Genomic DNA, 26491 nt, shown 5'->3' on the forward strand with positions numbered 1-26491 from the left:
AAATGCTTTTGGCACTTTTTGTGCTTGTCTTTTTTACCCTTAACTTAGGCTTAAGGAGTTTTTAGTGCCTCATGATGTAGAACTTATAATATTACTTGCTGTTGGCTTTGGTTTTGCCTTAATTTTTGGCTATATAGCTGCGCGCCTGCGACTTCCTCCCCTCATCGGCTATCTGATTGCCGGTATTATTATTAGCCCAAATACGCCTGGAGTAGTTGGTGACATCCATCTCGCTAACCAGTTGGCCGAACTCGGTGTCATGTTCCTGATGTTTGGCGTGGGTATGCACTTTTCACTCAATGATTTGATGCAAGTCCGTCGTATTGCTTTGCCCGGTGCCATTTTACAAATTGCAGTGGCGACCTTACTGGGTATGGGAATTTCCATGCTTTGGGGCTGGAGCATGGGCTCAGCCTTAGTGTTTGGCTTAAGTTTGTCGTGTGCAAGTACGGTGGTTCTCCTCAAGGCTCTCGGTGACCGAGGCTTACTTAACTCCGTGAATGGTAAAATTGCTGTAGGCTGGCTCTTGGTTGAAGATCTGGTCATGGTCTTGGTTCTGGTCTTACTCCCTGCCACAGCAGTATTGCTTGGTGGACAGCCACTCACAGAAAGTAGTGCAGATGAAAATATCTGGCTCACCCTTGGTATTACCTTACTCAAAGTGGCAGGCTTTATTGCCTTCATGCTGATCATTGGTAAACGCTTAGTGCCAATGATTATGCAAGTGGTTGCACGCTTAGGCTCACGTGAATTATTCACGCTTACCGTGGTTGCAGCAGCTGTGTCTATTGCCTTTGGTGCCTACAAGGTATTTGGTGTATCCATGGCACTGGGCGCATTTTTTGCCGGTATGGTGGTCAAAGAGTCTGACTTTAGTCACCGTGCAGAAGAAGAAACCCTTCCGCTTCGTGAAATTTTTTCGATTTTGTTTTTCGTCTCCGTCGGCATGCTGTTTGATCCACGGATCTTGATTGAACAACCGCTTCACGTCTTAGCAGTAGTCGGCATTATCATGATTGGTAAGACCATCGCTGCAATGGCGTTGGTGTTGTTCTTCCGTTACCCCATCAATACCGCATTAACCGTTGGGGCGAGTTTGGCGCAGATTGGTGAGTTCTCATTTATTTTGGCGACCTTAGGTGTATCTCTAAATCTCCTTTCAATGGAAGGTCAAAATCTGATACTGGCAGGCGCTTTAATCTCGATTACGCTGAATTCATTTATATTTTCTGCAATCGAGCCTATGCAGCGACTCATCCGTGAGCGCTCGAATTTGGCCCGTTTACTGGAACGTAGTAGTGACCCATTGGCCATGTTGCCGGATGAGGTCTCACAGGATTATCTGCGTGATCAGGTGGTGCTGATTGGTCATGGTGAAGTCGGTCGTCGTATTACTCGCGAATTAATGAATGAAAACATTAAAGTGGTTATTGCTGAAGAAAACCGTGAAATCGTGGAAAACTTGCGGGAAAAAGGCATCGCTGCGGTATCTGGTGTAGCAACAGAACCGGGTGTTTTAATTCAAGCCCATATTCAACACGCACGCCTTTTGGTCATTTCACCTATGGATATTTTAGATATTCATAAAATTGTCGATATTGCCAAAATGCTGAATCCGTCTATCCAAGTATTGGTTTGTGCGGAAAGCAAAGAAGAAGCTGAAGTCATTCGTCGTGACAATATCGGTGAGGTTTATTATGCCAAAGAGGAAATGGCGAAAAATATGAGCAATCATATTTTAAATCAAATCCAAATTGCCCATCACCAAACACCGACACACTAAATGCCTAAATAAAACGCTTAGGGGCAATACCCAAAAGGCGATGCATTAAAGCATCGCCTTTTTTTAAACTGATATAATTCAGTAATATTAAAATCACAAATAATTGAATTTAAAAAACATATTGATAAAATGAGCACCAAACAAAGTATCATTTTAAAAACTTCAAACAAGATAAACATGTTCATTCTCTATTTAGGCTTTGCCATTATTTTAATTGGCGGTCTGGGCTTTCTCATCGCTGCATTTAAAACCAGTATTTTATGGGGTCTAGGCTGTCTATTGTTTTATCCCATTTCCATCGTCTTTCTGATTTTGTATTGGCAAGATGCCAAAAATCCATTTTTCTTACAGCTCATCGGGGTCTTCATTGTATTTTTAGGTTCGATGCTGATCTCACCTGCTGAACTGAGCAAAGTCTAAGTGCCATTTTGAGTATAAAAAAACGCACCAAAAGGTGCGTTTTCATCAACATGATCCACAAAATCAGCAGCTATATGATTAGCTCATATATTTTGGCTTTTCATCAACCACTTCGGCATGCCATTCATCCACTTGTTTTTCTAACAGACCAAACAATGCAGCCTGAATCATTTGCTGAGCGATCACACTCATTTGATCGCCCAAAATATTGCGTAATTCTTCATTGAATTGGATAGTCACCAAAGGCTCTTTTTCTGAGCCTGCATTACGCAATGCCAACTCACCACCTTCCAATTGAACCAGCTCTAAAATTGCTTCCTGGTTCCCAAAGAGTTCTTTCAACTGTTCTATAGACATATATCCCTCCATGCGCAACATGGTGATAAAGGCATCTGCACTTTGTATTACTTAGATAATCTTATATCGGGTTAAATAAATTTATTTCAAGTAGCAATAGTCCGATTAGAACTCCACCATCTCGTTACGAAATCCATCAATCAATTGAGTTAGATCACGATGCCATTCACGCAAAATAGCGGTATCTGGTAACCATGCTTGCGGTGTTTGGGTAACTTTAATAATTAAATTTGAAGATGTTTCATCTTCTGGCTCTGGTGCAGACGGTTCAGGTGCATACTGACACATACGATGTGCACGTTTCAGCTCTGCAATAAAACCCTGCTTTGCCAATTGCTGCATAACAGTCACTTCAGGTGATATCTGACCTTTTTCAGCCATCAGCGTTTCAATCGACTTTAACGTGGGCGCAGGATCATTTAAACGATAGTAACGCACCAACTCTTGTAAAAACGCAAGTACTGCACCATGCAAATGAAAAACTGCTGCTTCGCGATAAGCCTGAGCTTGTTGAACATGATCAGTCTGCTCGGCTTGCTGACATGCAAGACGGGTAAAATATAACTTTTGATTGGTACGATCAGCATGAAAGCGAGCAACACGAGACATGAACAATTCCCTAAATTTTGGCGTTTTTCTACATGAATAAGCTTAAACGGATTTTTAGGAAATTCACAATAAATATTATGGATGATCGATTTCAATTAAATAAATGTCACGCTTGGCAGGAACAGGCATATCCCAATCAATCATCCTGATATTTTCCAGACGCCAAGCCCAGTACCCTGCTGCCCAATATGTCGCCTGCGCTTGGTCTACCTCTGTTTCAGTCCATGCATGAACGTCATATACATCGACCATCGCCACTGCACGTCCAATATCTTCATCTCCGCTTTCATGTAAGTAGCGTTGATTTTCCACGATCACTAAATCTTTTAAAGGCAAATGTTCGGGCTGCCATGAGCGGACTTCAAGCGTTTTAAGCCCACAAGCAATGTTCGAACCAGATGGCGCAACAATCGACAAAGCCGAGTAGCATTTTTTCATAGATCACTGATAAAAAAAGGAGCGTAACGCTCCTTTTTAAATTTATGCTTTAGGCTTATCTTCAGCCGCTTTTACGCGAATACCCGCACCTTTGACTTTCAAAGTATTCAGGCCTTTAATCGCTTTTACAGCTTCACGACCATTTGGCATTTCGACAAAACCAAACCCTTTCGATTTACCTGTGCTTGCATCCATAACAACAACAGCAGACTCTACTGCGCCAAATGGTTTAAACAGTTCAACCAATTCTGCTTCAGTAACTGAACGCTCTAAGTTACGTACTAAAATTTTCATTCAATCTTCCAAATAGACAGCATCATCAAAAAGCATTTGTCTATTTTGCTTTTTAACTTGCGTGTAAATCACGTCAAAAATCTATTTTAATCGAGATCGATACCAAAATCTAAATTAATCGATTTTCTTTCGATTAACGCACTTTTTACGGTTTGCTGACGGGTTTTATAATGTGTTTCCAAACTACATAGGTTTCGAGTTAAATCATTCATAAAGTAACTTTCTACTTTACGCCCTTGCTCATCGACAGTTTCACGCGCCCAGTGGTTCAAGTTTTGCTTAGTCAAAATCAATTCATTTTGCGCACGTGTCAGCGCCACATATAACACCCGACGTTCTTCTTCCACTTCATCGAAATTACCTTGGGCACGTGCATGCGGATATTGCCCTGGTGTGACATTCGCCACATAACAGACTTTTTGCTCCGTTCCTTTTGCCGAATGAATGGTAATTAAAGTCACGACATCACTATCTGATTGCCGTTCAATTTCAGAAATAGACACAGGATCGAGCACATACTCTTCAAGAAATTCACTGAGCTGTGTATGCTTTGATGCCAGTTGTTTCACCAAATCAAAATCCCCGACACGGCGGTTCCAATCTTTTTTATAGTTTTCTTCCAGCTGCTCAGAAATCGCTTGAACAGCCAAGCTTACACATTCTTTGACTTGATCTTTCAACACCGACATTTGCTTCATCATCAGAATCGCTTGATCAGGTACTTTGCCAAACTTTTCCAACTTGGTTGCAATGGCTTGCATTTCTGGCTCGAGTAAAATCTGCTGCGATAACTTACTCGCACCTACATCACCCACACCATTCCACAAGGTTAAAAAGCGCATCCATGCAATATCATCTAAAGGATTGGCCACTACACGCAATACACTGAGTAAGTCTTTTACATGGGCTGTTTCAAGTAATTTCATGCCGCCAATAAAGCGATACGGCACGTTTGCGGCAATACAGGCCGCTTCAATATGACGAGCAGCAAAGCTTGAACGCACAAGCACCATATGATCCGACCATTTGCTGCCTTCGAGGTAATGGCGCTCTTTAATATCAATGGCAATCCATTTGGCTTCATCAAACTCATTCGGGAAAATATGCATTTTCGGCTTAATCCCTTCACCACGATAGGCATCTAGGCGTTTGTCATATTTAATTTCACTTTCATCCAACAACCAATTCGACAGATCTAAAATTTCTTGGGTTGAACGATAATTTTTTTCGAGTTTGAAAATCTGTGCGTCGGGTACACGCTCTTTGAAATGATGAATATTTTCAAAGTCTGCACCACGGAAGCCGTAAATGGACTGTGCATCATCGCCGACACAGAACAAGCTGACACGTTCTTTTAGTGGCTCAAGTAACGCCCATTGCAGCGGATTGGTATCCTGCATTTCATCAACCAACATGTGGCGACAAATTGAAGCGACATAATCGACCAGTCCATCTGATTCCGCCAAGGCTTTCGCCACAATCGCCAAGATATCGTCATAATCTAAAAAACTACGCGCACGTTTACGAGCTTCGTATTCTTTCATGATATCCGCGATTTGATCTTTTAACGCAAAGTACTCAGGCATTTGCTTTTCCATGGCAATGCTGAGTTTTTGACGCGTATTCCGCGCAAAAGAATATAGGTCACAGAGTTCTTTTGGCTTGGGTAAGTGATTGGGGTTTTTCTTATCATCACGGCCACGAATCAGGCGGAACATCATGAGTTGATCATCACGATCAATAATCGAAAACTGTTCTAGACCAAAGGCTTTTGGAATACGGCGCAAGAGGTACATACAAAAGGTATGAAAGGTTGATGCACGTAACCCTTTGGCTTGCTCACCTAGAGCCAACTCCACACGAGCGACAATTTCACTGGCAGCACGGCGAGTAAAAGTCAAAATTTGAATTTGATTGGCAGGCACGCCTTGATCAATTAAATAGGCAGCACGCGCCACGATGGTTTTGGTTTTACCACAACCTGCTCCTGCCAAAACCAAGCTATGCTGTGCTTCTGTTGTTGCGGCTTGTTTTTGTTGAGGATTTAATTCATCAATCAGGTTGGCTAAACTCATGGTTTCTCATCATTTCATGGATAGGTATAGTTTAGCAGATTGAAAAAAAATACATGTTAATGTAGGATCAAAATTACAACTAGAAAAAGATAAGTTTATGAAAAATTTTAAGCTAATTAGCCATTTCCTTCAGCCAGTTTTATTACTTTTAATATTTACAAATCATCCATCTTACGCAAAAAAATTGACTCAAACTGAATTTGATCACTTGATAAGTAAAAATAATCAGAAAGGAATTCAACTCCATGATGATCTAGCTGTAGCTCTAATTTCTGGCAATCATAAGCTTATATCCGATAATTTATGTGCAACTTATAAAATGAGTAAAGCACAATATGAAATTGCTTCAGAGAATTCTGAATTATTAAAAGCGAAACGGGCAAAAGAAAATGCAATAGAAAATATAAAAAACATTGAAAATATAATTCCAAAAAATCAAAAACCAATGGAAAAATATTGCAAAGATTCTCAACCAAATTAATCATATTTTCTAACTATGATTATCCTAAAACTCGCTAGATGCATTCATAAATTTTACCTTGATTTTTATTTCAAACATCTCATCACATTTCGACAGCAATGTTCCAAATTTAGTTCCGCATTTTTTAATGCATCTTCCAACTTACAATCTGGTGGATTAATCCCAACAATCTGTGTGAAACCTAAATCATAGAGTTCTGCTATCCCCTCACCCACTAGACCAGTAAAGGCGATCACAGGTTTATTAAACTTTTTTGCAACTTGCGCCACACCAAATGGCGTTTTACCGAACTTAGTTTGATGATCAATTTTCCCTTCACCTGTCAGCACATAATCTGCCTGTGCTATTTTTTCATTCAACTGACATTGTTCAATGACCAATTCCACACCTGATTGCATCGATGCACCTGCAAAAGCCATCAACCCAAAACCTAATCCACCAGCAGCGCCTGCACCTACTACATCACGTAAAGTACAACCCAGTGTCGCTTCAACGACATTAGCATAATGACTGAGGTTCTGATCTAACTGACGCACCATCTCCTGCGTTGCGCCTTTTTGCGGGCCAAAGATATGGGATGCGCCATTATCACCACATAGTGGATTAATGACATCGCTGGCAATGATGATCTCTGTGTACGTTAAACGTGAGTCGAGCTGCGTCAAATCAAGACTGTTAATTTGATCCAGATAACCACCACAAACTGCTATTTCGAAGCCATTTTCATCTAAAAATTGCGCCCCCAAGGCCTGCGCCATACCTGCACCGCCATCATTGGTCACACTCCCACCCAAGCCAATGATAATTTTACTTACTCCGAAGTCTAGAGCAGCCTGGATCATTTCGCCCGTACCATAAGTTGACGTCAATAAAGGATTTCGCTGAACAATATCGACAAGATGAATACCATTGGCTTTTGCCATTTCAATCACCGCAGTTTTTCCACCGTCAATCAAACCGAAATACGTCGTCACACGTTGATTGGGCAAAGGACCTGTAAGCGCTATCGTCACTTTTTGGCCGTCGCAAGCACTGAGTAACGCATCTACAGTTCCCTCACCGCCATCTGCCATTGGCACAGCGATGACATTTGCATCTGGTATGAGCTTTAAAATTGCACGCTGCATCGCGTCACAGGCTTGTTGAGCACTCATACTTTCTTTAAATGAATCGGGCGCAAGAACAAAAGTGGTCATCTAAATGCTCAAAATAAAACTTGTCCTCAACCATAACGGTTTTAAAATAGCAGGTATATCTAAAAACATCAGAAAGGTTCGAAATGTCACGAATCAACCTAGGTCAGTCTGCACCTGAACTGTATAAAAAAGTTGCAGAACTTGATGCACTGGCAATGCAAAAAATAAATGAGTCTGGCCTAAGTGAAGGTTTAGCCCATTTACTGAAATTACGTGCATCCCAAATCAACGAATGTGCATTCTGTATTCGCATGCATGCACAAGATGCACTGAAAACTGGTGAAAGCATTGAACGTATTAGCCTACTCAATGCATGGCGTGAAACTGCGTACTACGATGAAAAAGAACGTGCGGCTTTAAGCTTGATCGAAGCAATTACATTGATTGCCGAAGGCCAAGTTCCCGATGCAGTTTATGAAGATGCTTTGCCCTTTTTAACAGATGATCAAATCAGTGCCGTGGAATGGCTGGCTATTGTGATCAACACATGGAACCGAATTGCAATTAGTAGCCGCTATAGCGTTAAACCTTAACGGGTTGTACACATTAAAAGTGAATAAAAAAAAGAGTGCCTCAGCACTCTTTTTTTATTTATCAGATCCGCAAGCAGCTTACTGCTCTGCCGAGCTTTTCGGCACTTCACGTCGAATATAAGAAGCCAAAGTAAGGTAGTTGACCCCTTGGAATAAAATATCAACCGCCAAGAATAATCCTAATACCCAAAATGGCGCATCAGGCGACATCAAAATGATCACACCCGTAATCAAGGTCAATAGACCTGAAAATAGTGTCCATCCCCAACCTTGAAATGCTCGAAATAGCACAGCATTAAAGATACGAATGACCCCTGCAATGATCAAAATAATCGCCAACAAATTGGTCAGGACAATGGCCGTTTTGACAGGCGTTGTAAATGCATAATAGCCTGCGACCAAATACAACACACCAAATAGTGCCCAGAACCAGCGGTAGCCGCCTTCAAAAATTTTAAATGCTGCGATGAAGTGAATTACGCCACCTAACATCATCAGCAAACCAAAAATATAAATCACCGTAAGTGTCGCAAATGGCAAGGCTACCAAAAGGACCAATCCGAAGACCACCAATAAAGCACCTAAACCGAGATACCACTTACGGTTTTCATGGAGCTGACTGCGAATTAAATCGTTGCCTACTGTTCTCATGCTTTTTCTCAAGTTATTCGTTATTCAATGGATTATGCAACTTCATGATGAAGAAAAATGAAAGAAAAGTCCAAATCTTATCCACACTGCTGACTTAGACTGTGGATAAGATAGGTTTTATCCACATTATTTTTTCCATCCCACTTCAATCGCTGTGACGTCATTCACCACAGTATCAGCTAAATCTTCAGGCATTTTACTTTGCGTCTGTGAGGTAGGAATATGCCCTGCCATCAGTTCAGCTTTGCTTTGTGGAAACAAAGGCTGCCGCTCAGGTTCTGCATAACCGACAGGAAAAATCGGCTGACCTGTAGCCAAATCATACTTATCAGTTGCACCAAAAGCGTGTAATAACTCATGTGCTAAAACGATTTTATTCTGCGCTGTCTGTTTATTCGATGCAAATAAATTCACCGATCCAATTCGACCATTTTCCAAGGCTGTGGAATGTTTAAGTTCTTTGGTTTGGTTCGGATCGTAATAATTTAGAAAGAGCGTGACACTCGAAACCCCGTCTACATTTTCATGCTGCTGCCAAGCATAGTAGCGGAATTTCAAACTCCATAAGATAACGTCCAACATGCCAGCATCATTGGGTACTTTGGGAGGTAAAACTTTCAGCTCGCGACCTAACTTAAAATACACATAAGTCGGTTGTCCTCGGTATTTCTGTGCCGTCGCTTGTAAATATTTTTGAACATCATTTAAATCATTGACAGAGAGCTGCTGTATATAAGCTTGTGTGCTCTCTCGACCATCTGCATTAATTGGATGTAACAATACAAAGATCGGTTTACTCCAGTCTTGATTTTTGTCTTTATAGGCATTGAATGCGACCACTAGTAAAATCAGCAATAAACACAGTACCCGAATTTTTTTCCACATTTTAAATCGTACTCTGCTTTTTTATCTTTCTTAAATACATTTGACTCATTTCTATTTTTGTTTCAAATAAATTTAGCGTTTTAATTAGTCCAGATAATTTTGCTCGACCGTAGTTTCTAGAATCAAAGTCAGGTTTGACTGCGCTGATATATTGCCCAACCATACTTAAATTAGCCCATCCATTTTCATCCGCATTATCTTTCACAGCTTTATAAATCAAATTTAAAGTGGGTTTATCAATGATTTCAGTGATTGTATTCTCTTTAATCTGCACAGATGGCTTTGGTTCACTTACTTTTATATTTTCAATGACTTCTTTAATTGGTGAATTAATAAGATCTTCTTCAGTATTTTTTAGCTCATTATCTTGCAGTAAGTTTTCAACATAAATAAATTTATCACATGCTTTTTTAAATGCCTCTGGCGTCGACTTTTTTCCAAAACCGTAAACACTTAGCCCATTTTCACGAATTCTAGATGCTAAAGGGGTAAAATCACTGTCGCTTGAAACAATACAAAAGCCATCCAATGCACCTGCGTACAGCAAATCCATCGCATCAATGATCAAAATCATATCCGTTGCATCTTTGCCCTTTGTGTAAGCAAACTGCTGAACAGGTGTGATTGCATGAGGAAGTAAGACTTCACGCCAATTTTTTAAGGTTTCGCTGCTCCAATCTCCATAAACTCGTTTAACACTTGCGATTCCATATTTTGCAACCTCTTCCAACACAGATGGAATAGCATTGGTCGATGAGTTATCCGCATCTATGAGTACAGCAAACTTTTTCGTTTGAATTTCCACTATTCCCCCAATCATTTTTATCATTTAAATTTTGATTAATTCTGACATAAAAAATGCCGACCGAAGTCAGCATTTTATTGATTTTAAAGCTTAAGCCTCAACCCACTTACCGTCTTGGTACACCAAAGACCATTTGGTTTGTTTGCCTTCAGCATTTTCAGAACCAATATATTGCGCTTGGTTCTTACGGCTGAATTTCACCAATGTTGGGTTGCCTTCAGGATCGACATCCGGCGCTTGCAAGATGAACTGATATTTTGCATCCAACTGATCTGCGACAGAACGTAGTTCCGCGACTTTAGGCGCACGAGTTTCACGAACTTTCGGGAACTTACTTGCAGCTAAGAATAAACCTGCTGCGCCATCACGAAGGACAAAGAAGTCATCATGTTTGGTTGAGCGTAAGTGTTCCATTTTGATTGGGTCGACACGTGGAGGTGCCGGCTGACCGCTCTTCAACACTTTACGTGTATTGTCACAGCTATTACATGCAAAGTAAGGACCGAAACGGCCTGTCTTCAATTGCATTTCGCCATCACATTTGTCGCACGGAATGGTTGGACCATCATAACCTTTGATTTTGAACTCACCTTCTTCAAGCTCAAAACCAGCACAGTCTGGGTTATTACCACAGATATGTAACTTACGACCGCCATCAATCACATAGCTGTCCATGGCTGTTTCACAGATTGGACAACGTTTTTTCGACATTAAATCTGCTGTTTCTGCCGAGTCATCGTCAGACAATGCAGCCAATGATTCTACAGGTGTCAGGTTTAAAGTTCCCTTACAACGCTCTTTTGGCGGTAAGTTATAACCTGAACAACCCAAGAACACGCCGGTAGTCCCTGTACGAATTTGCATCGGACGGTCACATTCTTTACAGTGCACAGCATCCACTTCTACAGGTAAATTACGGCGCATGCCATTTTCACCCTGAGCTGTGGTTAAGCGTGTTTTAAAATCACCGTAGAAGCTATTGAGTAACTCTTTCCAATTACGATCACCATCCGCGACTTTATCTAGCTGACCTTCAAGATCTGCCGTGAATGCATAGTTCATCAAGTTATTGAAGTTTTCATCGAGACGATCTGTCACGATTTCACCCATTTTCTCAGCGAACAAACGACGGTTATCAAGCTTCACATAACCACGGTCTTGAATAGTTGAGATAATCGCAGCATACGTCGATGGACGACCAATCCCTTTTTTCTCAAGCTCTTTGACCAAAGATGCTTCAGTGAAGCGCGCAGGTGGTTTAGTAAAGTGTTGCGATGGATCTAATTTTTCAAGCTTGAGTACTTCACCGACTTTTACAGCAGGTAACAGTACATCATCATCCGATTTGTTTTGACCACGCACTTTAGTGAAACCATCAAAGACCAATGTACGGCCTTTGGCTTTGAGTTCTACACCATTGGCATCTACTAAAATGGTCGATGATAAATATTCCGCTGGTGTCATCTGACATGCCACAAACTGACGCCAAATCAAGTCATACAGGCGTTGTGCATCACGTTCTGCACCTGCCAATTGGTCGCCTTTTAGCGCCACATTTGACGGACGAATCGCTTCATGGGCTTCTTGAGCACCCGCTTTGTTGCCATAACGGTTTGGCTTCGCCGGCAGATATTTTTGACCAAATTCAGACTCAATATGACCACGTACCATATTGACTGCATCATCACTCAAGAAAGTTGAGTCTGTACGCATATAGGTAATGAAACCCGCTTCATACAAGCGCTGTGCCAACATCATGGTTTTCTTCACAGAAAAACCAAGACGGGTACTTGCAGCCTGTTGTAAAGTCGACGTGATGTAAGGCGCACTCGGATTAACCTTAGTTGGCTTATCTTCACGAGTCGTTACCGTATAATCAGCATCTTTAATCAGATTTAGAAGCGCATCTGTTTCAGCTTTATTGTGTAATTTTAAAGTCTTGCCGTTTTGCTTCACCGCTTCAAGACGAATATCATCTTTCTTAGCTTTGGTATCTGCAAAAACTTGCCAAAATTCTTCAGGAATGAAAGCACGAATTTCACGTTCACGCTCAACTACCAGCTTCACCGCAACGGACTGTACACGACCAGCTGAAAGACCACGGGCAATTTTTTCCCACAACAATGGTGAGATCATAAAGCCCACAATACGGTCTAAGAAGCGACGTGCTTGCTGTGCATTGACTTTATCTGTATCGAGGCGAGAAGGATGTTTAAAGGCTTCTTGGATAGCATTTTTAGTGATTTCGTTGAACACCACACGTTGATAACGTGAGTCATCCCCGCCAATCACTTCTTTTAAATGCCAAGCAATCGCTTCCCCTTCTCTATCCATATCCGTTGCGAGATAGACTTCATCGACTTGCGATGCCAATTTTTTCAGTTCTGCAACTACATGTTCTTTGCCTGGAAGCACTTCGTATTGAGCTTTCCAGTCGTTTTCAGGGTCGACGCCCATACGGTTGACCAAAGCTTTTTGTGCTTTTTTTGCTTTTTCTGCTTCAGTCAATTTGGTACGCGTCGCTGGTTTTTTCTCTGCTGTTTTTGCAGAGCCACCAGTTGGTAAATCACGGACATGACCCACCGAAGATTTTACGATGTAGTCAGAACCCAAATATTTATTGATTGTTTTCGCTTTAGCAGGCGATTCCACAATCACTAACGCACGCTTTTTCCCAGCATCGGAAGATTTTGCTGTGGTACTTTTAGATGTAGACCGAGGAGCGTTCGCCATAGTTAACCATCATTCCTGTTTAATAGGTATTTTAAAATTTAAAGTTCAGCCAATGAATGTAGAAATGCTTTCATATCATCAAGCTGGGTAGCTCTTAAGTCAGATTCTTCGTTCCAATAGAGTCCTACACAGTTTGCCTGCATATCAATAGCATAAATGCCCTTTAATGTAATGGGTAAGTCTTTAAACTTATCATCACCATAGACAAGTTCAAGTTTGTCATCCACCACCAAAGCTCGCATTAAAGGCAAGCGCGCATCTGGAATAAGCACACTATAATATGCCACCATACTGGCACGATTTTCCGATGCCTTTGGAATCTTGGTCCAATCAGGAGCAGCCACTAGACGCGGATGTAAACTCATTTTTCGAGCTTTTTCACGCATGATGCCTAAAGCTTTTTCTCTTGGATTTACTCGTAGCCCAAAAATTGACCCAAGTACAAAGACCACAATAAAAACGGTAACCCAGATTCCAGTATTTTCCATAGCACAACCTTTATATTCCTTTATTAGAGTTGCATAAGCGCAATATAAAACGCAAGTTCACTCGATAAAATTAATTCAGGAACATCTCGTGGCTATACAGCACTTCGTGACCATTCCAATAGATATATCCTTTTTCGATCAACTCTTTAAGTAATAATCGAACGTCAGATTGTGGGAACATTTGCTCCAATAAATCACGTAAGGCGTAGATATCTTTTGGTTTATCTGACTTTAATTCATGCAATTTTCGGATCACTTCCATTTGCACAGGATCAATCTTATTGAAATTTTTAAATAAGCCTTGCTGTGCAGCCTGAATCATCGACGCCGTATCATCAGTATTTGAGGTTTGTTCTTCGAGTGAAGCAGTAAATGCATTCAGGTCTGTTTTTATCGGCAATGCTGTTTCAGCCGTCGCATTTAAATCTAGCTGCACCCATTGTTTGAGTACTTTTTTTCGAATCGAAATTTGCTCATCAAAGCGTTTGACGATTTTAAGATTGATCAACATACCGACCAAATGCTGAGCTTTTTCGCTAGAGACTTGCAAAATATTCATCAGCGAATTTTTCAGTTTATCCAAACTGTTGGGCTTGCCACTGAGTTTTTCCAGACCATCACAATAGTGTTTAATCAGTAATAAATCAGGTTTATTCCGAATGGTTTCTAGGTCAGGAATTTTATACTTCACTTTATGTGAAACTTCTTGTTCTGACTGAATTTGAATGAGATGTGCGCTGAGTCCAGAGCCGTCCAATTGTTCTATCAATAAGCCAATATCCGGCATCGCTGAAATCACTTCAATATGCGCATCTGGATCCATCAAGGCCATCAGTTGCCCCACAATCACCGCATATTCAAATTCTTTTTGCGGCGTTTCTGGAATATCCAAAACCACCAATTGACCAGTCGCGATCCACCCTGCAATTTCAGTCAAATCTTCAAGTGCATATTCAAATTTTCCGCTGCAGCTAAACACATACAAAGTACTGTAATGTTCAATGATATTGCGCAATAGATTTGCTGTGGGCGGGTTATTTTCCAAATCTAGCAGGACAACTTTTTGACTCATGAGATGAAATAATGGGTTTCGATCAGCAGATGCGGTGCATTAGACCTGTCACGCTGCAAAAGGTCAAATAAATTTACACCAATCCACAGCTTTGGCGCTGATTCGTCATCTGCCTGTCATTCAATAGTGACATTAATAATGCGGTGGGCGGTTAGTCATTGGGTCAAATGCCGCAATACCTTCAGATAAATCTGCCGATTCAATACGACGATACAAAATCTGCATTTGTTTCTTTAAATCAGCGATTTCGGCGTTTTGACGCGCAACTTGATCATTCAGTTGGTCAACTAAATCATCTAAAAATGCAATTCGGACTTGCAAATCTTCAATGGGTGCGGAAAATGACGCCTGTTCATCAAGATTTTGTTGTGTAGTCAATTTACACTCCTCATATAAGATTTCAGGAAACATTATGGCCTATATTACTTTAAGGGACGTCCAGCTTGCATTTGGCGGACCTTCCCTACTCGACGGCGCGAACTTCAGTTTAGAACGTGGCGAGCGAGTGTGTCTAATCGGTCGTAATGGTGAAGGTAAGTCTACTTTACTTAAACTGATTGAGGGAACTTTATTGCCAGATGGCGGTGAAGTTTCATTGCAAAATGGCATTACGATTTCAATGCTTGCTCAAGATGTACCCATGGATTCGGGCAAAGTTGCTGATATTGTTGCCGATGGTGCAGGTGAAGCTGCAACTGTTCTACGTGCTTATCATGAAGCCAGCGAAGCCTGCGTACTCGGCGATATGGACGCCTGTGAGCGCATGGGCAACCTACAACATCAGATGGATCAAATGGATGGCTGGTCACTTGAAACCAAAGTGAATGCCATCCTCAGCAAAATGGGCCTAGACCCAGAAGCTGACCTTGCAGATTTGTCTGGTGGTCGTAAGCGTCGTGTTTTGTTGGCACGTGCTCTCTTAACGCAGCCCGATGTCTTACTACTCGACGAACCGACTAACCATTTGGACGTTGAAAGTATTGAATGGCTCGAAAAATTCCTGCTTGATCAAAATAACTTAACCCTGTTGTTTATTTCGCATGACCGTTCATTTGTCGATAGCATCGCAACCCGTATTGTGGAACTTGACCGCGGCATTTTGCGTAGCTATGAAGGTAACTATTCACGTTACCTCGAACTCAAAGCTCAGCAAATGGAAGCGGAAGAAAAGCAAAATGCGCTATTCGATAAAAAACTCGCTGAAGAAGAAGTGTGGATTCGTCAGGGCATTAAAGCGCGTCGTACCCGTAACGAAGGTCGTGTTCGTGCCCTAAAAGCATTGCGTGAAGAGTCTAAAGCACGTCGTTCACAACAAGGCAAAGTGAGCATGGCAACGCAAGATGCGCAGCGCTCAGGTAAAGTGGTCTTTGAAATTGAAAACTTAGCTGTGCAATTTGGCAACAGCGCACCAATCATCAAAGACTTCTCGGCACTGGTATTACGTGGTGACCGGATCGGCTTAGTCGGTGACAACGGTGTGGGTAAAACCACTCTTATCAAAGCTATTTTGGGTGAGCAAGAACATACTGGTACAGTAAAAACAGGTACACAGCTTGAAGTTGCTTACTTTGATCAGCTTCGAAATGCACTTGATCTTGAAAAATCAGTGAAAGATAACGTCTCTGAAGGCTCAGACCATGTCGATGTCAATGGTAGCCGTCGTCACATCTACAGTTATTTACAAGACTTCTTATTCTCTCCAGAACGCGCACGTACACCAGTTAAAGCACTGTCTGGAGGTGAGCGTAACCGTATTCTGTTGGCTAAGCTTCTACTGAAACCATCGAACCTTATCGTGATGGACGAACCGACCAACGACTTGGATATGGTGACTCTTGAACTGTTAGAAGAAATGCTCAGTGCTTACAAAGGCACACTGTTACTGATTTCGCATGACCGTGCATTTATGGACAACGTGGTGACTTCAACTTGGGTCTTTGATGGTAAAGGTCAAATCGATGAATACATCGGTGGTTATCAAGACTATTTGGAACAGCGTCCTGACCAAACTGTCGTGGATCAAAAAAGCGATGTGAAAAAAGCCATGGCTAAAGCCGAAGCAGCGGCTGCCGCTGCGGTGCCTAAAAAAGTCAAGCTCAGCTATAAAGACCAACGTGCCCTAGAACAACTGCCGACTGAAATTGAAGCATTGGAACAAGAGCAAGCTGAATTGTCTGAAAAATTAGCTGACGGTTCTTGGTTCATGACTGACGCCAATGCTGCGACCAAAGCATCACAGCGTCTAGCTGAAATTGATGACGAAATGCTAGAAAAAATGGAACGTTTAGATGAGCTAGAAACGCTCGCTAAAGGCTAAATCTACAAATATTCCACACAGAAAAAGCCGTATCTCGATACGGCTTTTTTATGTCATATGACTCGACTGGATGGCTAACCTAAATGACGCTGTTTCAAATTGGAGCATACAGCGTCTGTAAAGACGATTCCGCAAATGTGAAAAGCTTGCTATGGTGACGTTCAATATAAGATTGAGTCACGAGCATGCAAATTTCAGATCAAATTGTCTTGGTTACAGGAGGCGCACGTGGCCTCGGTTTGGCAATTAGCAAAACTTTAATAGCTGAAGGCGCACGCGTGGTCGTGAACTATCTATCCAGTCAAACTGCGGCAGAACAGTTGGCGACCGCATTTCCTCAGCAAGTGTTTGCCTATCAAGCAGATGTCACAGATAAAGCTCAAGTAGAACAGCTTTTTGCCGCAGCAGAAGCACATTTTGGTACCGCGATCACCTCTGTCGTAAATAATGCCCTCATCCATTTTCAATTTAATGGCGATGCCCGTCCTAAAATGGAAGAACTGACTGCACAGCACTTACAGCAACAGTTTGATGGCGCAGTCGTCGCTGCACTCAACACCACGCAAGCGGCGCTTCCCAAGATGAAAGCACAGGGTTTTGGTCGCATTGTCAATATTGGCACCAACCTGGTACAAAACCCTGTCGTGCCTTACCACGACTACACTGCAGCAAAGGCAGCTTTGTTGGCCTTCACCCGCACAGCGGCACATGAGCTGGGTGAGTTTGGGATTAATGTGAATATGCTTTCAGGTGGCTTATTACAAAGCACCGATGCCAGTAAAGCGACGCCCGATGCCGTCTTTGACTTAATTGCGGCATCGACACCTTTACGCACAGTGACCACGCCTGAAGAATTTGCTGCAGCCATCATGATGTTCTTGTCCCCTTACTCACGTGCGGTCACAGGGCAGAATTTGATTGTCGATGGCGGTTTAGTCAAAGGTTAAGTCTAGCGCAGCATGAGGTTGAACTTTCTCTTTCAATTCAGCTTCATGCTAAACTGAACCCTATTTTTTAATCTTTGATTTAGCCCTATGAGTCAAAAGCCAACATATCAACCCGGAAAATTCCAATGGTCTTTCTTACTTCCTCAGTATTGGGGAATTTGGATAGGGATTGTATTTCTTATGATTTTGGCGATTCTTCCGTGGGCAATTCAGTATCGACTTGGGCAATTCCTCGGTTCTGTCGCATTTAATAATCTCAAATCACGTCGTAAAACCACGATTCGCAACTTGGAAGTTTGCTTTCCTGAATGGACGGCAGAACAGATTGAAGCTAATGCAAGACAGGTTTTTATCGACCAAATGATTGGTATTTTTGAAACCTTAAATGCATGGTACAGCCCGCAGTGGTTCAAAAATCGGGTGCAAATTGAAGGCTTAGAACATATTCAAAATGCACAAGCTGAAGGCAAAGGTATTTTACTCCTCGGCACACATTCTACCCTGCTCGATGCTGGTGGCTATTTATGCGCACAGTTTTTTGAGCCGGATGTGGTTTATCGTCCGCAAAATAATCCGCTGTTGGATATGTTGATTGTGCGTTGCCGTGCCACCATCTATGCCAACCAAATCGACCATGATGATATGCGTGGCTTGATTCGCAATCTGAAAAATGGCCATGCCATTTGGTACAGTCCCGATCAAGACTTTGGTTTAAAACAAGGGGTTATGGCACCGTTTTTTGGTACTCCCGCAGCCACTGTTACTGCACATCGTCGCTTATTAAAAATTGCTAAAGCCGTAGCGATCCCATTGTATTTTTATCGAGATGGCGACATCAGCAACCCTCAATATCATGTGCTGATTGAACCTGCTTTGGATAATTTTCCGAGTGAAGATGAAGTTTCGGATGCTGTTCGAACCAATAAAATTATTGAAAATCAGCTACGAATCGCACCGACACAATACATGTGGTTCCATCGCCGCTTTAAAACCCGCCCACAAGGCTATGACAAAATCTATTGAGTTCAACTCAGCACATAAAAAAGAGAAATGCTATGAAAGTAATGCAGCTTTTACCTGAATTGAACAGTGGTGGTGTCGAGCGAGGAACCTTAGAAATAGCTCGTGCTTTAGTGACCGCCGGTCATGAGTCCTTAGTGGTTTCAAATGGTGGTCGCATGGTAACTCAATTGGAAGCTGAAGGTTCAACTCACCTCACGCTCGCAATCCATAAAAAAGCCTTATCAAGCTTATGGCAAATTCGTCCTCTACGTAAACTGATTGAGCAACATCAACCAGACATCGTGCATGTGCGCTCACGTGTCCCTGCGTGGCTCACGCATTTTGCCCTCAAAGGGATTCCTGCAAACAAGCGACCTCACCTGATTTCAACTGTACATGGTTTTTATTCGATTAATCGCTATAGTCAAATCATGACGCAGGCTGAAAAAGTCATTGCGGTCTCGGATAGTGTTGTCAAATACATCACGGACAACTACAAAAACTGTCCTACCAAGGACATTGTGCGTATTTATCGTGGCATTGACCCCGCTGCTTTTCCACATGGTTATCAACCCTCAGCACAGTGGCTCAATCAAACCCTAAAAGATTTCCCTGAACTAGAAAATAAGCGTCTGATTTGCTTACCAGGCCGTATCACCCGTTTGAAAGGTCATGAAACCCTGATCCATTTAATGGAACAGCTACAAACACAGTATCCCGACGTACATGCGGTGGTGGTCGGTGGTGCAGATCCGAAAAAAGCGGCTTATTTACAAGAAATGCAAGACAGTATTGCGGCTAAAGGGCTGAGTGATCGGATTACTTTTGTCGGTCATCGTTCAGATATCCGTGAATGGTTAGCTTTTAGCGATTTGGTTTTATCTTTGTCGAGCCAAGCGGAAACCTTTGGACGGACTGTACTCGAAGCACTGTCTGTAGGTACACCTGTGATTGGTTGGAACCGTGGTGGTGTAGCTGAAATTTTATCCAATGTCTATCCGCAAGGTTTAGTCACTGTCGATGATGAAACACAATTACTCGACACCTTAAAGTTGCATTTAGACCAACCACAACACGTGCAGCCTATCAGCATGTTTAGTTTAAAAGAGATGTGTGATCAGACTTTAGCGTTGTATACGCAAGTGGTCTCTCAGCATCCAGCTTGATTGACTACACGCCATAGATCTTTGCTGTGCAGGATAACGTTCTGGAAATCTTTTTAATTCAGCAACTCGATCATCATCTAGAAAGGATATTGTGCATTTCACAATATCCTTTTTTTCTATTAGGATTTTTTAACTGGCGATTTAATCCTTCAATTTCGGGCTTCCACTTAGCCCTTCCATACACGGTATCGGGACATCAACCAAAGGATTAGCGGCAACAACATGACATTCAGAATATATTTCAAACTTTGCCCTATACGCCAATAACCTCTATCTAAAATGTCATGCCGTGCATTAAACAATTCCAATCCCACTGCGACGACCACAACCGTCCAAATCGCATAAGGTGATTTCAATTGGCGGTGATGGCAAAAGGCCACAAAAAAGAACAGTATTAAGCCAAGGTAAATGGAAAGTGCATCGGTGGATAAGTGTGTAATCTGCAATATTTTTTGGTGCCATTCGGACAGCATAGAACGTCTCATACCTATATTTTTATTGGAAATTCATCGTTTTTTTCTTGGCACACTGTATAAAGAAATTGATCAAAAGAAAAGCAAAAAATTCTATATCACAAAAGCAAAACCCGAGTTCTGCATCCTGCAAAACTCGGGTCTATGAGGTTGTGCTTTCACAAGTATTCTTTTTATTTTTTATTGGCTTTCCTTTCCTGCATCCGTTCCGTGATGCTTCCATCGGCTTCGTCTTCCTTAGTGGGATGTTCCGTTCCCAGTTCCATGTGCCGATGATCAAAGAATAAGTCAATACACTTGACCTGACCATTCGTCAGAAGCCGAAAGCTGTGTAAGCTATTTCTTACACTTTTCTCTTAAATCAAACAAAATCAAGGTGCCTTCGTACTATCCTTATAATCACGGGCGATTTCATCGGTCACAATCTTCTCCTCTTTCTCAGCTTTTTCTATACCCTCCTGAATTGCCTCTTGCGCTTCTTGTTCATCTTCATCTGTTTGCTCTAATTCTTCTTGGATTTGCTCAAATACCCTGTCTGTTTGCAGCACCACATAGACTGGAAAATGGTCTGAACCGATATTGGGCAAGCGTTCCATATGTACCAAGGCAAAATCTGTACTATGAAAAATATGGTCGAGCGACCAACGCAGCAGTGGATAATTGGCATGAAAGGTATTTACGAAATGCCGTCCAACACGTGGGTCTAAAAGCCCACTGATTCGTTGAAAGAGTCGTGTAGTACGTGACCATGCCACATCATTCAGGTCCCCCATAACGATGCAACTTTCATCTAAATCTTTAATCTGATCGCCCACAATCAGCAATTCTGCATCGCGTAAAGTTGAATCTTTGGCTTCTGTTGGACTTGGCGGTTTGGGATGTAAACAATACAGTTGAACCTGATTTCCTGATGCTAAGGTGACTCGGGTATGGATCGAAGGAATTTCATCACTGAGAATAAATTTGACTTCAGTTTCACTAAGTTCTAACTTGCTATACAAATGCATGCCATACAAATTATCCAAAGGTACGGGTACGCGATAAGGATAATCAGCTTCAATCACTGCCAATTCATTTTGCCAAGTTTGATCTGTTTCTAGCGTGAGTACTAAGTCAGGTTGATGCTTTTGTATTTGTGCCAATAATAAGTGATATTGAGTATTCGGCGTAAGTACATTTGAGACAATGATTGAAATTTGTTTCTCTTTATCTAACTGGTCTGATCGAACTTTTTTGACTTGTTTTTTCCAAATAAAGGTATAAGGCAAAACCATTTTTAATTGATATGCCAAGGCAGCAATCAACCCAATTAAAATGATTTCACGCGCCAAGTCCCATTCAGCATTCCATAAAATTAAGCCTATGAAGGCAAATATGCCCAAAGCCAAGATTTGCAGACGCGGAAAATCTGCACCACGAAACCACCATTCATCTCGTGGTATGAGTGACCAAAATGTCAACCAAATGACGAAGCCAGCCAGTATTTCAATCCAAATCATTACGCCTCCCTTATATTCTTTATTTTTTATTGATTCATAAATTTATATCAGTTTTGCATGTAACATAAACAAGATATATTGCACAATATTATTGGTGTTTTCATTATGTAGCGCTTGCAGTTATGCGCCCTTTTGGTACACTCGAACCCCCTTTTTATTTTTTTAACGCACCGAGGCAAAGTGACATGAAAGTAGGTCTGGTCGGTTGGCGCGGGATGGTTGGTTCCGTCCTTATGCAACGTATGGTTGAAGAAAACGATTTCGCTCATTTCGAACCGTTTTACTTTTCTACCAGTAATGCAGGTGGTGAAGCCCCTGCGTTTGGTGGTAAGACTGCCCCAGCACTTATGGATGCAACGGACATTGATAGTCTGAAGCAAATGGATGTCATTATCACCTGCCAAGGTGGCGATTATACGACTGAAGTTTTTCCTAAGCTTAAAGCTGAAAATTGGAATGGTTACTGGATCGATGCTGCATCGACTTTACGTATGGATGATGAAGCGATCATCGTACTTGACCCAGTAAACATGAACGTAATCAAAGACGGCTTAGTGAAAGGTACAAAAACCTTCGTGGGCGGTAACTGTACCGTTTCATTAATGTTAATGGGTTTAGGCGGTCTATTCCAAAATAATTTAGTGGAATGGGCAACCTCAATGACATATCAAGCGGCATCTGGTGCAGGCGCGCAAAACATGCGTGAACTAATTTCAGGGATGGGCTACTTGTATAACAACACCAAAGACTTGCTGGATGACCCACGTTCACCAATTTTAGATATCGATTCTAAAATTGCACAGTTACAACGTGGCGAAGGTTTCCCATCTGCAAACTTCGGTGTGCCTTTAGCGGGTTCTCTCATTCCTTATATCGACAAACAGCTTGAAAGCGGTCAGTCGAAAGAAGAATGGAAAGGGCAAGTTGAAACCAACAAGATCTTAGGCAACCAGCAAATCGTTCCAATCGATGGCCACTGTGTCCGTATCGGTGCAATGCGTTGTCACTCACAAGCATTGACTTTAAAACTTCGTAAAGATGTTCCACTGGATGAAATCGAAGATATCATCGCAAGTGCCAACGATTGGTCTAAAGTGGTTCCAAATACCCGTGAAGCGTCAATGACTGATTTGACTCCTGTTGCTGTAACAGGCACCTTGTCTGTTCCAGTTGGTCGTCTCCGTAAGCTCAACATGGGTAAAGAATACCTAGGTGCATTTACTGTAGGTGACCAATTGCTTTGGGGTGCTGCTGAACCTTTACGCCGTATGCTAAGAATTCTCATTGATTATAAAAATGCTTAAGCATTTTTAAGTCTCTGAACAGGAAGCCGATCACAATTGATCGGCTTTTTTATGTAACTGTCGTGTAAATATTTTACAATTCTTTGACAACTCGCTAATCTATAATTTTCGCCATGCGACATATATTCGAGCTAAAGATTAAGATGACCGTATATAACAAATTAAAGATCGCCATTTTAGCCGTTATTGCATCTCAAAACATTCAAGCGATCAGCATTGATCCTGTACAAGTCCAGTCAGCACCCGGGGAATTGCTGTACGCTGAGATTCATTTTCGCCACTCCAATACATCTGTGCCGCTCGATGCAAGTTTAGCCACGGCAGAAGATTTGTTGAGTATGGGTACAGGGCATCAACCACCGGGGCATTTAAACTTCTTCACGCGTCGTGATGGTGCGGGCAATGGGGTAATTACTATTACCTCTTCGCGTCCAGTGACCGATGCTGAGCTTAATTTTATTGTCAATATTAAAGAAGGTAATGCTTCACGCCTGCAACAAATTCGTACCCCATTAAAACGCAATCCAGCACCGTCGAATGCGAATCAACCCCTTGCCAATGAACGTGCTTTAGCACCTGTCGTGATCGTAAATGAAAAAGAAATTGCCTTAAATTTACCTGTTAGCACCCTCTACACCGCAAAAGCACCTGTAGCTGTAGAACAACCCTTATTACTCAGCACCAAAACACCGCCGAAGTTAGCACAATTAGCAACGTCAACGCCTGTTGCGATTGAACCTGTCACGCATGTACAAAATTATAGTGTTACGCCTGCGGAGCAAAATAGCGCAAGTACTTCATCAGGTTCTGAAACATCAATTTCGCAAGTTACAAAAACCAATTCGACCGGCTCTGTCAGTTCAGAAATGCAAGCTGCAACAGCATCAACTGCAAGATCTCAAGACCCATTGGCACAAAAATTTGCTGCGGAGCAGGCAGCACAAAAACGTGAAAATCCAACAACGACAACTCAAACAGCATCTACACCAAAACCAACAAGTACTGCAGCTGCATCAACAGCAACACCTGCAGCAAAATATGTGGTTCGCTCAAATGAAAGCCTTTGGGGGATTGCCTCACGTATTGCAACAGAACAAAACCGCCCTGTCTCTGAAGTCATGCAACAGATTAAAAACAGCAACGAACATGCATTCATTCAGGGCGATGTAAACCGTCTGCGCCGTGGTGCTGCCTTAAATCTGCATGGTATGCAGCAAGCAAAACAGCCTGTAAAAGTCTCTGCTGCAGAACTTGCCAAAGTACCTTCGAAGCAGTCAGGTAAAACCAAATACCGCTTGAATCAAGCTGAAATGAGTCTGGTGGCAGAGAAAGCGCAAGATTCAGCACAATCTTCTGCCAACAGTGCAGCAGAAAAGAATAAAACTTCGAAAGAGTTGTCATTAAAAGTTATGACATCTCGTGAAAAAACCGTTAAATTACAGAGAAACGTAACTCAATTAGAATTGGCGCTAAATCAAAAGGATCACAGAATTCAATTATTAAATGCTCGTCTTGCTCAACTGCAACAACAGTTGAAAGCTCAACAAGCAGATAAAAGAAGCCAATAAACTAAAACGTTACCAATCAAGATTTTATAGGGATGAGTGCAACTTTATATCACTCTATCTCCAAGGGGTTAAAACATGCTGATTTATGTGATTCCATTAGTGATCTTAGTGATCGTATTGGTTTTTTTAAACAAACGCCAAAAAGGTCAAGAATCAAATAAAGCCAAACCAACATCCACTAAAACCAAGAAAAAGGGTGTTTCGGCCAAAGCAACTCCGAAGAAAACTCAAGTGGTTGAAAGCAGTGTCATTGAAAAAAAATCAATGACGCCATTAACGACCGATGCTCGTGGCAAAATTGAAAAATTAATTGCGGAACGTAATTTCTTTTCTGCTGAAGCGCAAATCAATCAATCATTAAAACGTGATAACTCACAACATGAGTTGTATCTATATCTATTAGATATTCACATTTTACAAAAAGACGAATTTGCCATCAGCCAATTGCTGAGCCATATTCGTTCACTTGAACTTGATGAAATTTTAGAACAAGCTGAAGCAAAAAAAGTAGAGTTTGAAAATTCTCAAAATGTGAAAGATGATGCCATTAACTTTGTATCACCGATCACTGAAGAGGCTCCCTCAAAAGCCCAAAATACCTCTGATTTTGATGCTTTAATGCAAAGTTCAACTGCTGCACCTGTTGAGCCCAAAGCAGCCGAAATTAAACCACTAGATTTTAATTTCACCACTGAAACGCCTGCAAAAGCAGACATTTCTACCCCAGTTGAAAGTGCGCCTGCTGAAAAAATACAGCCGCTTGAATTTGACACGCTTTCAATTTCACTAGAACCTGCACTTGAAGCAACACCGAAAACCGAAGAGATTGCTCAGCCAACTCCTGCCGTTGAGGAAATCAAACCGATTGATTTTGTAATGGACTTTGCCCCAAGCACTGAAGCTGCGGCTGAAACCAAAACAGAAATTGTAGAAGAAAAAATCGAGCCTTTAGATTTTTCATTTACAACAGAAAAACCAGCTGTAGAAGAAAACAAAGTTGAAGCTCCAACCTTAAACTTTGACTTAGGTGCTTTTGAAACAGCAAAAACAGAAGAAGCAGTTGTCGCTCCTGCAACAGAGTTTAACCTAGAGTCTACGCCTGAAGATAAACCTGCCGCACCTGCTTCAAGTGGTGTGAGTTTTGATATTAGTGGTTTAGGCACACCTTCAACCCCATCTGCTACAGACCAAAACGATCCATTGGTTCAATCTTTCCCTGAACTGGTTGAAGTCAATGAAATTGAATTGAATCTTGAATTGGCAGCGCAATACATCAAACTAGGTGCTTATGACGCTGCACGTGAAATTTTGACTGAAAAAGAAGCTGAGTTTTCTTCAGCTCAACGTCAACAAGCAGATCAGTTACTGAATCAAATCGCATCTTAAGCAAAAGCG

At 41.8% G+C, this 26491-nt stretch carries 26 protein-coding genes; 11 read left to right on the forward strand and 15 right to left on the reverse strand.

The window, feature by feature from the left end:
- Window positions 1-64: 64 nt before the first annotated feature.
- Complete coding sequence (locus FTU80_RS08180; protein ID WP_180024451.1) at window positions 65-1783, forward strand: cation:proton antiporter; 1719 nt, start codon at window positions 65-67, stop codon at window positions 1781-1783.
- Between the two features lie 177 nt (window positions 1784-1960).
- Entirely contained in the window at window positions 1961-2203 is a 243-nt protein-coding gene (locus FTU80_RS08185; protein WP_180024452.1) for a hypothetical protein, read from the forward strand.
- Window positions 2204-2281: 78 nt separating this feature from the next.
- Here the strand turns inward: FTU80_RS08185 and FTU80_RS08190 are convergent, their stop codons facing one another.
- From FTU80_RS08190 to FTU80_RS08210, 5 genes are all read right to left on the reverse strand, one after another.
- Complete coding sequence (locus FTU80_RS08190) at window positions 2282-2560, reverse strand: hypothetical protein (protein WP_078192732.1); 279 nt, start codon at window positions 2558-2560, stop codon at window positions 2282-2284.
- A gap of 105 nt (window positions 2561-2665) precedes the next feature.
- Window positions 2666-3169, reverse strand: a complete 504-nt coding sequence (locus tag FTU80_RS08195) for a DUF6586 family protein (protein WP_180024453.1) — start codon at window positions 3167-3169, stop codon at window positions 2666-2668.
- 75 nt (window positions 3170-3244) lie between these two features.
- Window positions 3245-3607 carry an ASCH domain-containing protein gene (locus FTU80_RS08200; RefSeq protein ID WP_180024454.1) on the reverse strand — a complete coding sequence of 121 codons (363 nt, stop codon included), beginning with the start codon at window positions 3605-3607 and terminating at the stop codon, window positions 3245-3247.
- 42 nt (window positions 3608-3649) lie between these two features.
- Complete coding sequence (locus tag FTU80_RS08205; RefSeq protein WP_078189697.1) at window positions 3650-3901, reverse strand: RNA-binding protein; 252 nt, start codon at window positions 3899-3901, stop codon at window positions 3650-3652.
- An 86-nt stretch (window positions 3902-3987) separates the two neighbouring features.
- The gene (locus FTU80_RS08210) at window positions 3988-5976 is read right to left on the reverse strand and encodes an ATP-dependent helicase (RefSeq protein ID WP_168377891.1); all 1989 of its coding nucleotides are present in this window, start codon (window positions 5974-5976) and stop codon (window positions 3988-3990) included.
- A gap of 97 nt (window positions 5977-6073) precedes the next feature.
- Here FTU80_RS08210 and FTU80_RS08215 point away from each other — a divergent pair, with 97 nt between their 5' ends.
- On the forward strand, window positions 6074-6457 hold the full coding sequence (locus FTU80_RS08215; RefSeq protein ID WP_111884070.1) for a hypothetical protein: 384 nt from the start codon (window positions 6074-6076) through the stop codon (window positions 6455-6457).
- Window positions 6458-6522: 65 nt separating this feature from the next.
- On the opposite strand, the gene FTU80_RS08220 is transcribed toward FTU80_RS08215, so the two are convergent.
- Window positions 6523-7653: a glycerate kinase gene (locus FTU80_RS08220; protein WP_180084712.1), complete on the reverse strand. Its 1131-nt coding sequence runs from the start codon at window positions 7651-7653 to the stop codon at window positions 6523-6525.
- Between the two features lie 83 nt (window positions 7654-7736).
- Between FTU80_RS08220 and FTU80_RS08225 the strand changes: the two genes are divergently transcribed.
- Entirely contained in the window at window positions 7737-8186 is a 450-nt protein-coding gene (locus FTU80_RS08225; RefSeq protein ID WP_180024456.1) for a carboxymuconolactone decarboxylase family protein, read from the forward strand.
- A 78-nt stretch (window positions 8187-8264) separates the two neighbouring features.
- On the opposite strand, the gene FTU80_RS08230 is transcribed toward FTU80_RS08225, so the two are convergent.
- The 7 genes from FTU80_RS08230 to FTU80_RS08260 form a co-directional block, all read right to left on the reverse strand.
- Entirely contained in the window at window positions 8265-8837 is a 573-nt protein-coding gene (locus tag FTU80_RS08230; RefSeq protein WP_180024457.1) for an HdeD family acid-resistance protein, read from the reverse strand.
- Window positions 8838-8963: 126 nt separating this feature from the next.
- Window positions 8964-9722 (reverse strand): hypothetical protein, encoded by a 759-nt coding sequence (locus FTU80_RS08235; RefSeq protein ID WP_180024458.1) that lies wholly within the window; start codon window positions 9720-9722, stop codon window positions 8964-8966.
- A 1-nt stretch (window position 9723) separates the two neighbouring features.
- Complete coding sequence (locus tag FTU80_RS08240; protein WP_180024459.1) at window positions 9724-10527, reverse strand: NYN domain-containing protein; 804 nt, start codon at window positions 10525-10527, stop codon at window positions 9724-9726.
- Between the two features lie 90 nt (window positions 10528-10617).
- Window positions 10618-13260 carry a type I DNA topoisomerase gene (gene topA / locus FTU80_RS08245; RefSeq protein ID WP_180084713.1) on the reverse strand — a complete coding sequence of 881 codons (2643 nt, stop codon included), beginning with the start codon at window positions 13258-13260 and terminating at the stop codon, window positions 10618-10620.
- Between the two features lie 38 nt (window positions 13261-13298).
- Window positions 13299-13748 (reverse strand): hypothetical protein, encoded by a 450-nt coding sequence (locus tag FTU80_RS08250; RefSeq protein ID WP_067763805.1) that lies wholly within the window; start codon window positions 13746-13748, stop codon window positions 13299-13301.
- Window positions 13749-13818: 70 nt separating this feature from the next.
- A complete protein-coding gene (locus tag FTU80_RS08255; RefSeq protein ID WP_180084714.1) occupies window positions 13819-14820 on the reverse strand; it encodes a hypothetical protein in 1002 nt (333 codons plus the stop codon).
- 132 nt (window positions 14821-14952) lie between these two features.
- Window positions 14953-15198, reverse strand: coding sequence for a SlyX family protein (locus tag FTU80_RS08260; RefSeq protein WP_180024468.1), 246 nt, complete (start codon window positions 15196-15198; stop codon window positions 14953-14955).
- Between the two features lie 34 nt (window positions 15199-15232).
- Between FTU80_RS08260 and FTU80_RS08265 the strand changes: the two genes are divergently transcribed.
- The 4 genes from FTU80_RS08265 (at window position 15233) to FTU80_RS08280 (ending at window position 20252) form a co-directional block, all read left to right on the forward strand.
- On the forward strand, window positions 15233-17137 hold the full coding sequence (locus FTU80_RS08265) for an ATP-binding cassette domain-containing protein (RefSeq protein ID WP_180007159.1): 1905 nt from the start codon (window positions 15233-15235) through the stop codon (window positions 17135-17137).
- 185 nt (window positions 17138-17322) lie between these two features.
- A complete protein-coding gene (locus FTU80_RS08270; protein ID WP_180084715.1) occupies window positions 17323-18084 on the forward strand; it encodes a 3-oxoacyl-ACP reductase in 762 nt (253 codons plus the stop codon).
- Window positions 18085-18171: 87 nt separating this feature from the next.
- Window positions 18172-19107 (forward strand): LpxL/LpxP family Kdo(2)-lipid IV(A) lauroyl/palmitoleoyl acyltransferase, encoded by a 936-nt coding sequence (gene lpxL / locus FTU80_RS08275; RefSeq protein WP_180084716.1) that lies wholly within the window; start codon window positions 18172-18174, stop codon window positions 19105-19107.
- Window positions 19108-19139: 32 nt separating this feature from the next.
- A complete protein-coding gene (locus FTU80_RS08280; protein ID WP_180084717.1) occupies window positions 19140-20252 on the forward strand; it encodes a glycosyltransferase family 4 protein in 1113 nt (370 codons plus the stop codon).
- 167 nt (window positions 20253-20419) lie between these two features.
- Here FTU80_RS08280 and FTU80_RS08285 read toward each other — a convergent pair whose 3' ends face one another.
- Together FTU80_RS08285 and FTU80_RS08290 are read right to left on the reverse strand one after the other, a co-directional pair.
- The gene (locus tag FTU80_RS08285) at window positions 20420-20725 is read right to left on the reverse strand and encodes a hypothetical protein (RefSeq protein WP_257221470.1); all 306 of its coding nucleotides are present in this window, start codon (window positions 20723-20725) and stop codon (window positions 20420-20422) included.
- Window positions 20726-21096: 371 nt separating this feature from the next.
- Window positions 21097-22224: an endonuclease/exonuclease/phosphatase family protein gene (locus FTU80_RS08290; RefSeq protein WP_180084719.1), complete on the reverse strand. Its 1128-nt coding sequence runs from the start codon at window positions 22222-22224 to the stop codon at window positions 21097-21099.
- 185 nt (window positions 22225-22409) lie between these two features.
- Between FTU80_RS08290 and asd the strand changes: the two genes are divergently transcribed.
- From asd to FTU80_RS08305, 3 genes are all read left to right on the forward strand, one after another.
- On the forward strand, window positions 22410-23528 hold the full coding sequence (asd, locus tag FTU80_RS08295; RefSeq protein ID WP_180005293.1) for an aspartate-semialdehyde dehydrogenase: 1119 nt from the start codon (window positions 22410-22412) through the stop codon (window positions 23526-23528).
- 143 nt (window positions 23529-23671) lie between these two features.
- Complete coding sequence (locus FTU80_RS08300; RefSeq protein ID WP_180084720.1) at window positions 23672-25096, forward strand: hypothetical protein; 1425 nt, start codon at window positions 23672-23674, stop codon at window positions 25094-25096.
- A gap of 75 nt (window positions 25097-25171) precedes the next feature.
- Window positions 25172-26482 (forward strand): fimbrial protein FimV, encoded by a 1311-nt coding sequence (locus FTU80_RS08305; protein ID WP_180084721.1) that lies wholly within the window; start codon window positions 25172-25174, stop codon window positions 26480-26482.
- The last annotated feature ends 9 nt before the right edge of the window (window positions 26483-26491 follow it).

This window comes from Acinetobacter sp. YH12145, from assembly GCF_013418335.1.
In the GTDB taxonomy this organism is placed as follows: domain Bacteria; phylum Pseudomonadota; class Gammaproteobacteria; order Pseudomonadales; family Moraxellaceae; genus Acinetobacter; species Acinetobacter amyesii.

Bases quoted from the DNA above. Each gene is read 5' to 3' on its own strand.
- FTU80_RS08185 (WP_180024452.1), top strand. From the start codon at position 1,961: ATGTTCATTCTCTATTTAGGCTTTGCCATTATTTTAATTGGCGGTCTG.
- FTU80_RS08190 (WP_078192732.1), bottom strand. From the start codon at position 2,560: ATGTCTATAGAACAGTTGAAAGAACTCTTTGGGAACCAGGAAGCAATT.
- FTU80_RS08195 (WP_180024453.1), bottom strand. From the start codon at position 3,169: ATGTCTCGTGTTGCTCGCTTTCATGCTGATCGTACCAATCAAAAGTTA.
- FTU80_RS08200 (WP_180024454.1), bottom strand. From the start codon at position 3,607: ATGAAAAAATGCTACTCGGCTTTGTCGATTGTTGCGCCATCTGGTTCG.
- FTU80_RS08205 (WP_078189697.1), bottom strand. From the start codon at position 3,901: ATGAAAATTTTAGTACGTAACTTAGAGCGTTCAGTTACTGAAGCAGAA.
- FTU80_RS08210 (WP_168377891.1), bottom strand. From the start codon at position 5,976: ATGAGTTTAGCCAACCTGATTGATGAATTAAATCCTCAACAAAAACAA.
- FTU80_RS08215 (WP_111884070.1), top strand. From the start codon at position 6,074: ATGAAAAATTTTAAGCTAATTAGCCATTTCCTTCAGCCAGTTTTATTA.
- FTU80_RS08220 (WP_180084712.1), bottom strand. From the start codon at position 7,653: ATGACCACTTTTGTTCTTGCGCCCGATTCATTTAAAGAAAGTATGAGT.
- FTU80_RS08225 (WP_180024456.1), top strand. From the start codon at position 7,737: ATGTCACGAATCAACCTAGGTCAGTCTGCACCTGAACTGTATAAAAAA.
- FTU80_RS08230 (WP_180024457.1), bottom strand. From the start codon at position 8,837: ATGAGAACAGTAGGCAACGATTTAATTCGCAGTCAGCTCCATGAAAAC.
- FTU80_RS08235 (WP_180024458.1), bottom strand. From the start codon at position 9,722: ATGTGGAAAAAAATTCGGGTACTGTGTTTATTGCTGATTTTACTAGTG.
- topA (WP_180084713.1), bottom strand. From the start codon at position 13,260: ATGGCGAACGCTCCTCGGTCTACATCTAAAAGTACCACAGCAAAATCT.
- FTU80_RS08250 (WP_067763805.1), bottom strand. From the start codon at position 13,748: ATGGAAAATACTGGAATCTGGGTTACCGTTTTTATTGTGGTCTTTGTA.
- FTU80_RS08255 (WP_180084714.1), bottom strand. From the start codon at position 14,820: ATGAGTCAAAAAGTTGTCCTGCTAGATTTGGAAAATAACCCGCCCACA.
- FTU80_RS08265 (WP_180007159.1), top strand. From the start codon at position 15,233: ATGGCCTATATTACTTTAAGGGACGTCCAGCTTGCATTTGGCGGACCT.
- FTU80_RS08270 (WP_180084715.1), top strand. From the start codon at position 17,323: ATGCAAATTTCAGATCAAATTGTCTTGGTTACAGGAGGCGCACGTGGC.
- lpxL (WP_180084716.1), top strand. From the start codon at position 18,172: ATGAGTCAAAAGCCAACATATCAACCCGGAAAATTCCAATGGTCTTTC.
- FTU80_RS08280 (WP_180084717.1), top strand. From the start codon at position 19,140: ATGAAAGTAATGCAGCTTTTACCTGAATTGAACAGTGGTGGTGTCGAG.
- FTU80_RS08285 (WP_257221470.1), bottom strand. From the start codon at position 20,725: ATGCTGTCCGAATGGCACCAAAAAATATTGCAGATTACACACTTATCC.
- FTU80_RS08290 (WP_180084719.1), bottom strand. From the start codon at position 22,224: ATGATTTGGATTGAAATACTGGCTGGCTTCGTCATTTGGTTGACATTT.
- asd (WP_180005293.1), top strand. From the start codon at position 22,410: ATGAAAGTAGGTCTGGTCGGTTGGCGCGGGATGGTTGGTTCCGTCCTT.
- FTU80_RS08300 (WP_180084720.1), top strand. From the start codon at position 23,672: ATGACCGTATATAACAAATTAAAGATCGCCATTTTAGCCGTTATTGCA.
- FTU80_RS08305 (WP_180084721.1), top strand. From the start codon at position 25,172: ATGCTGATTTATGTGATTCCATTAGTGATCTTAGTGATCGTATTGGTT.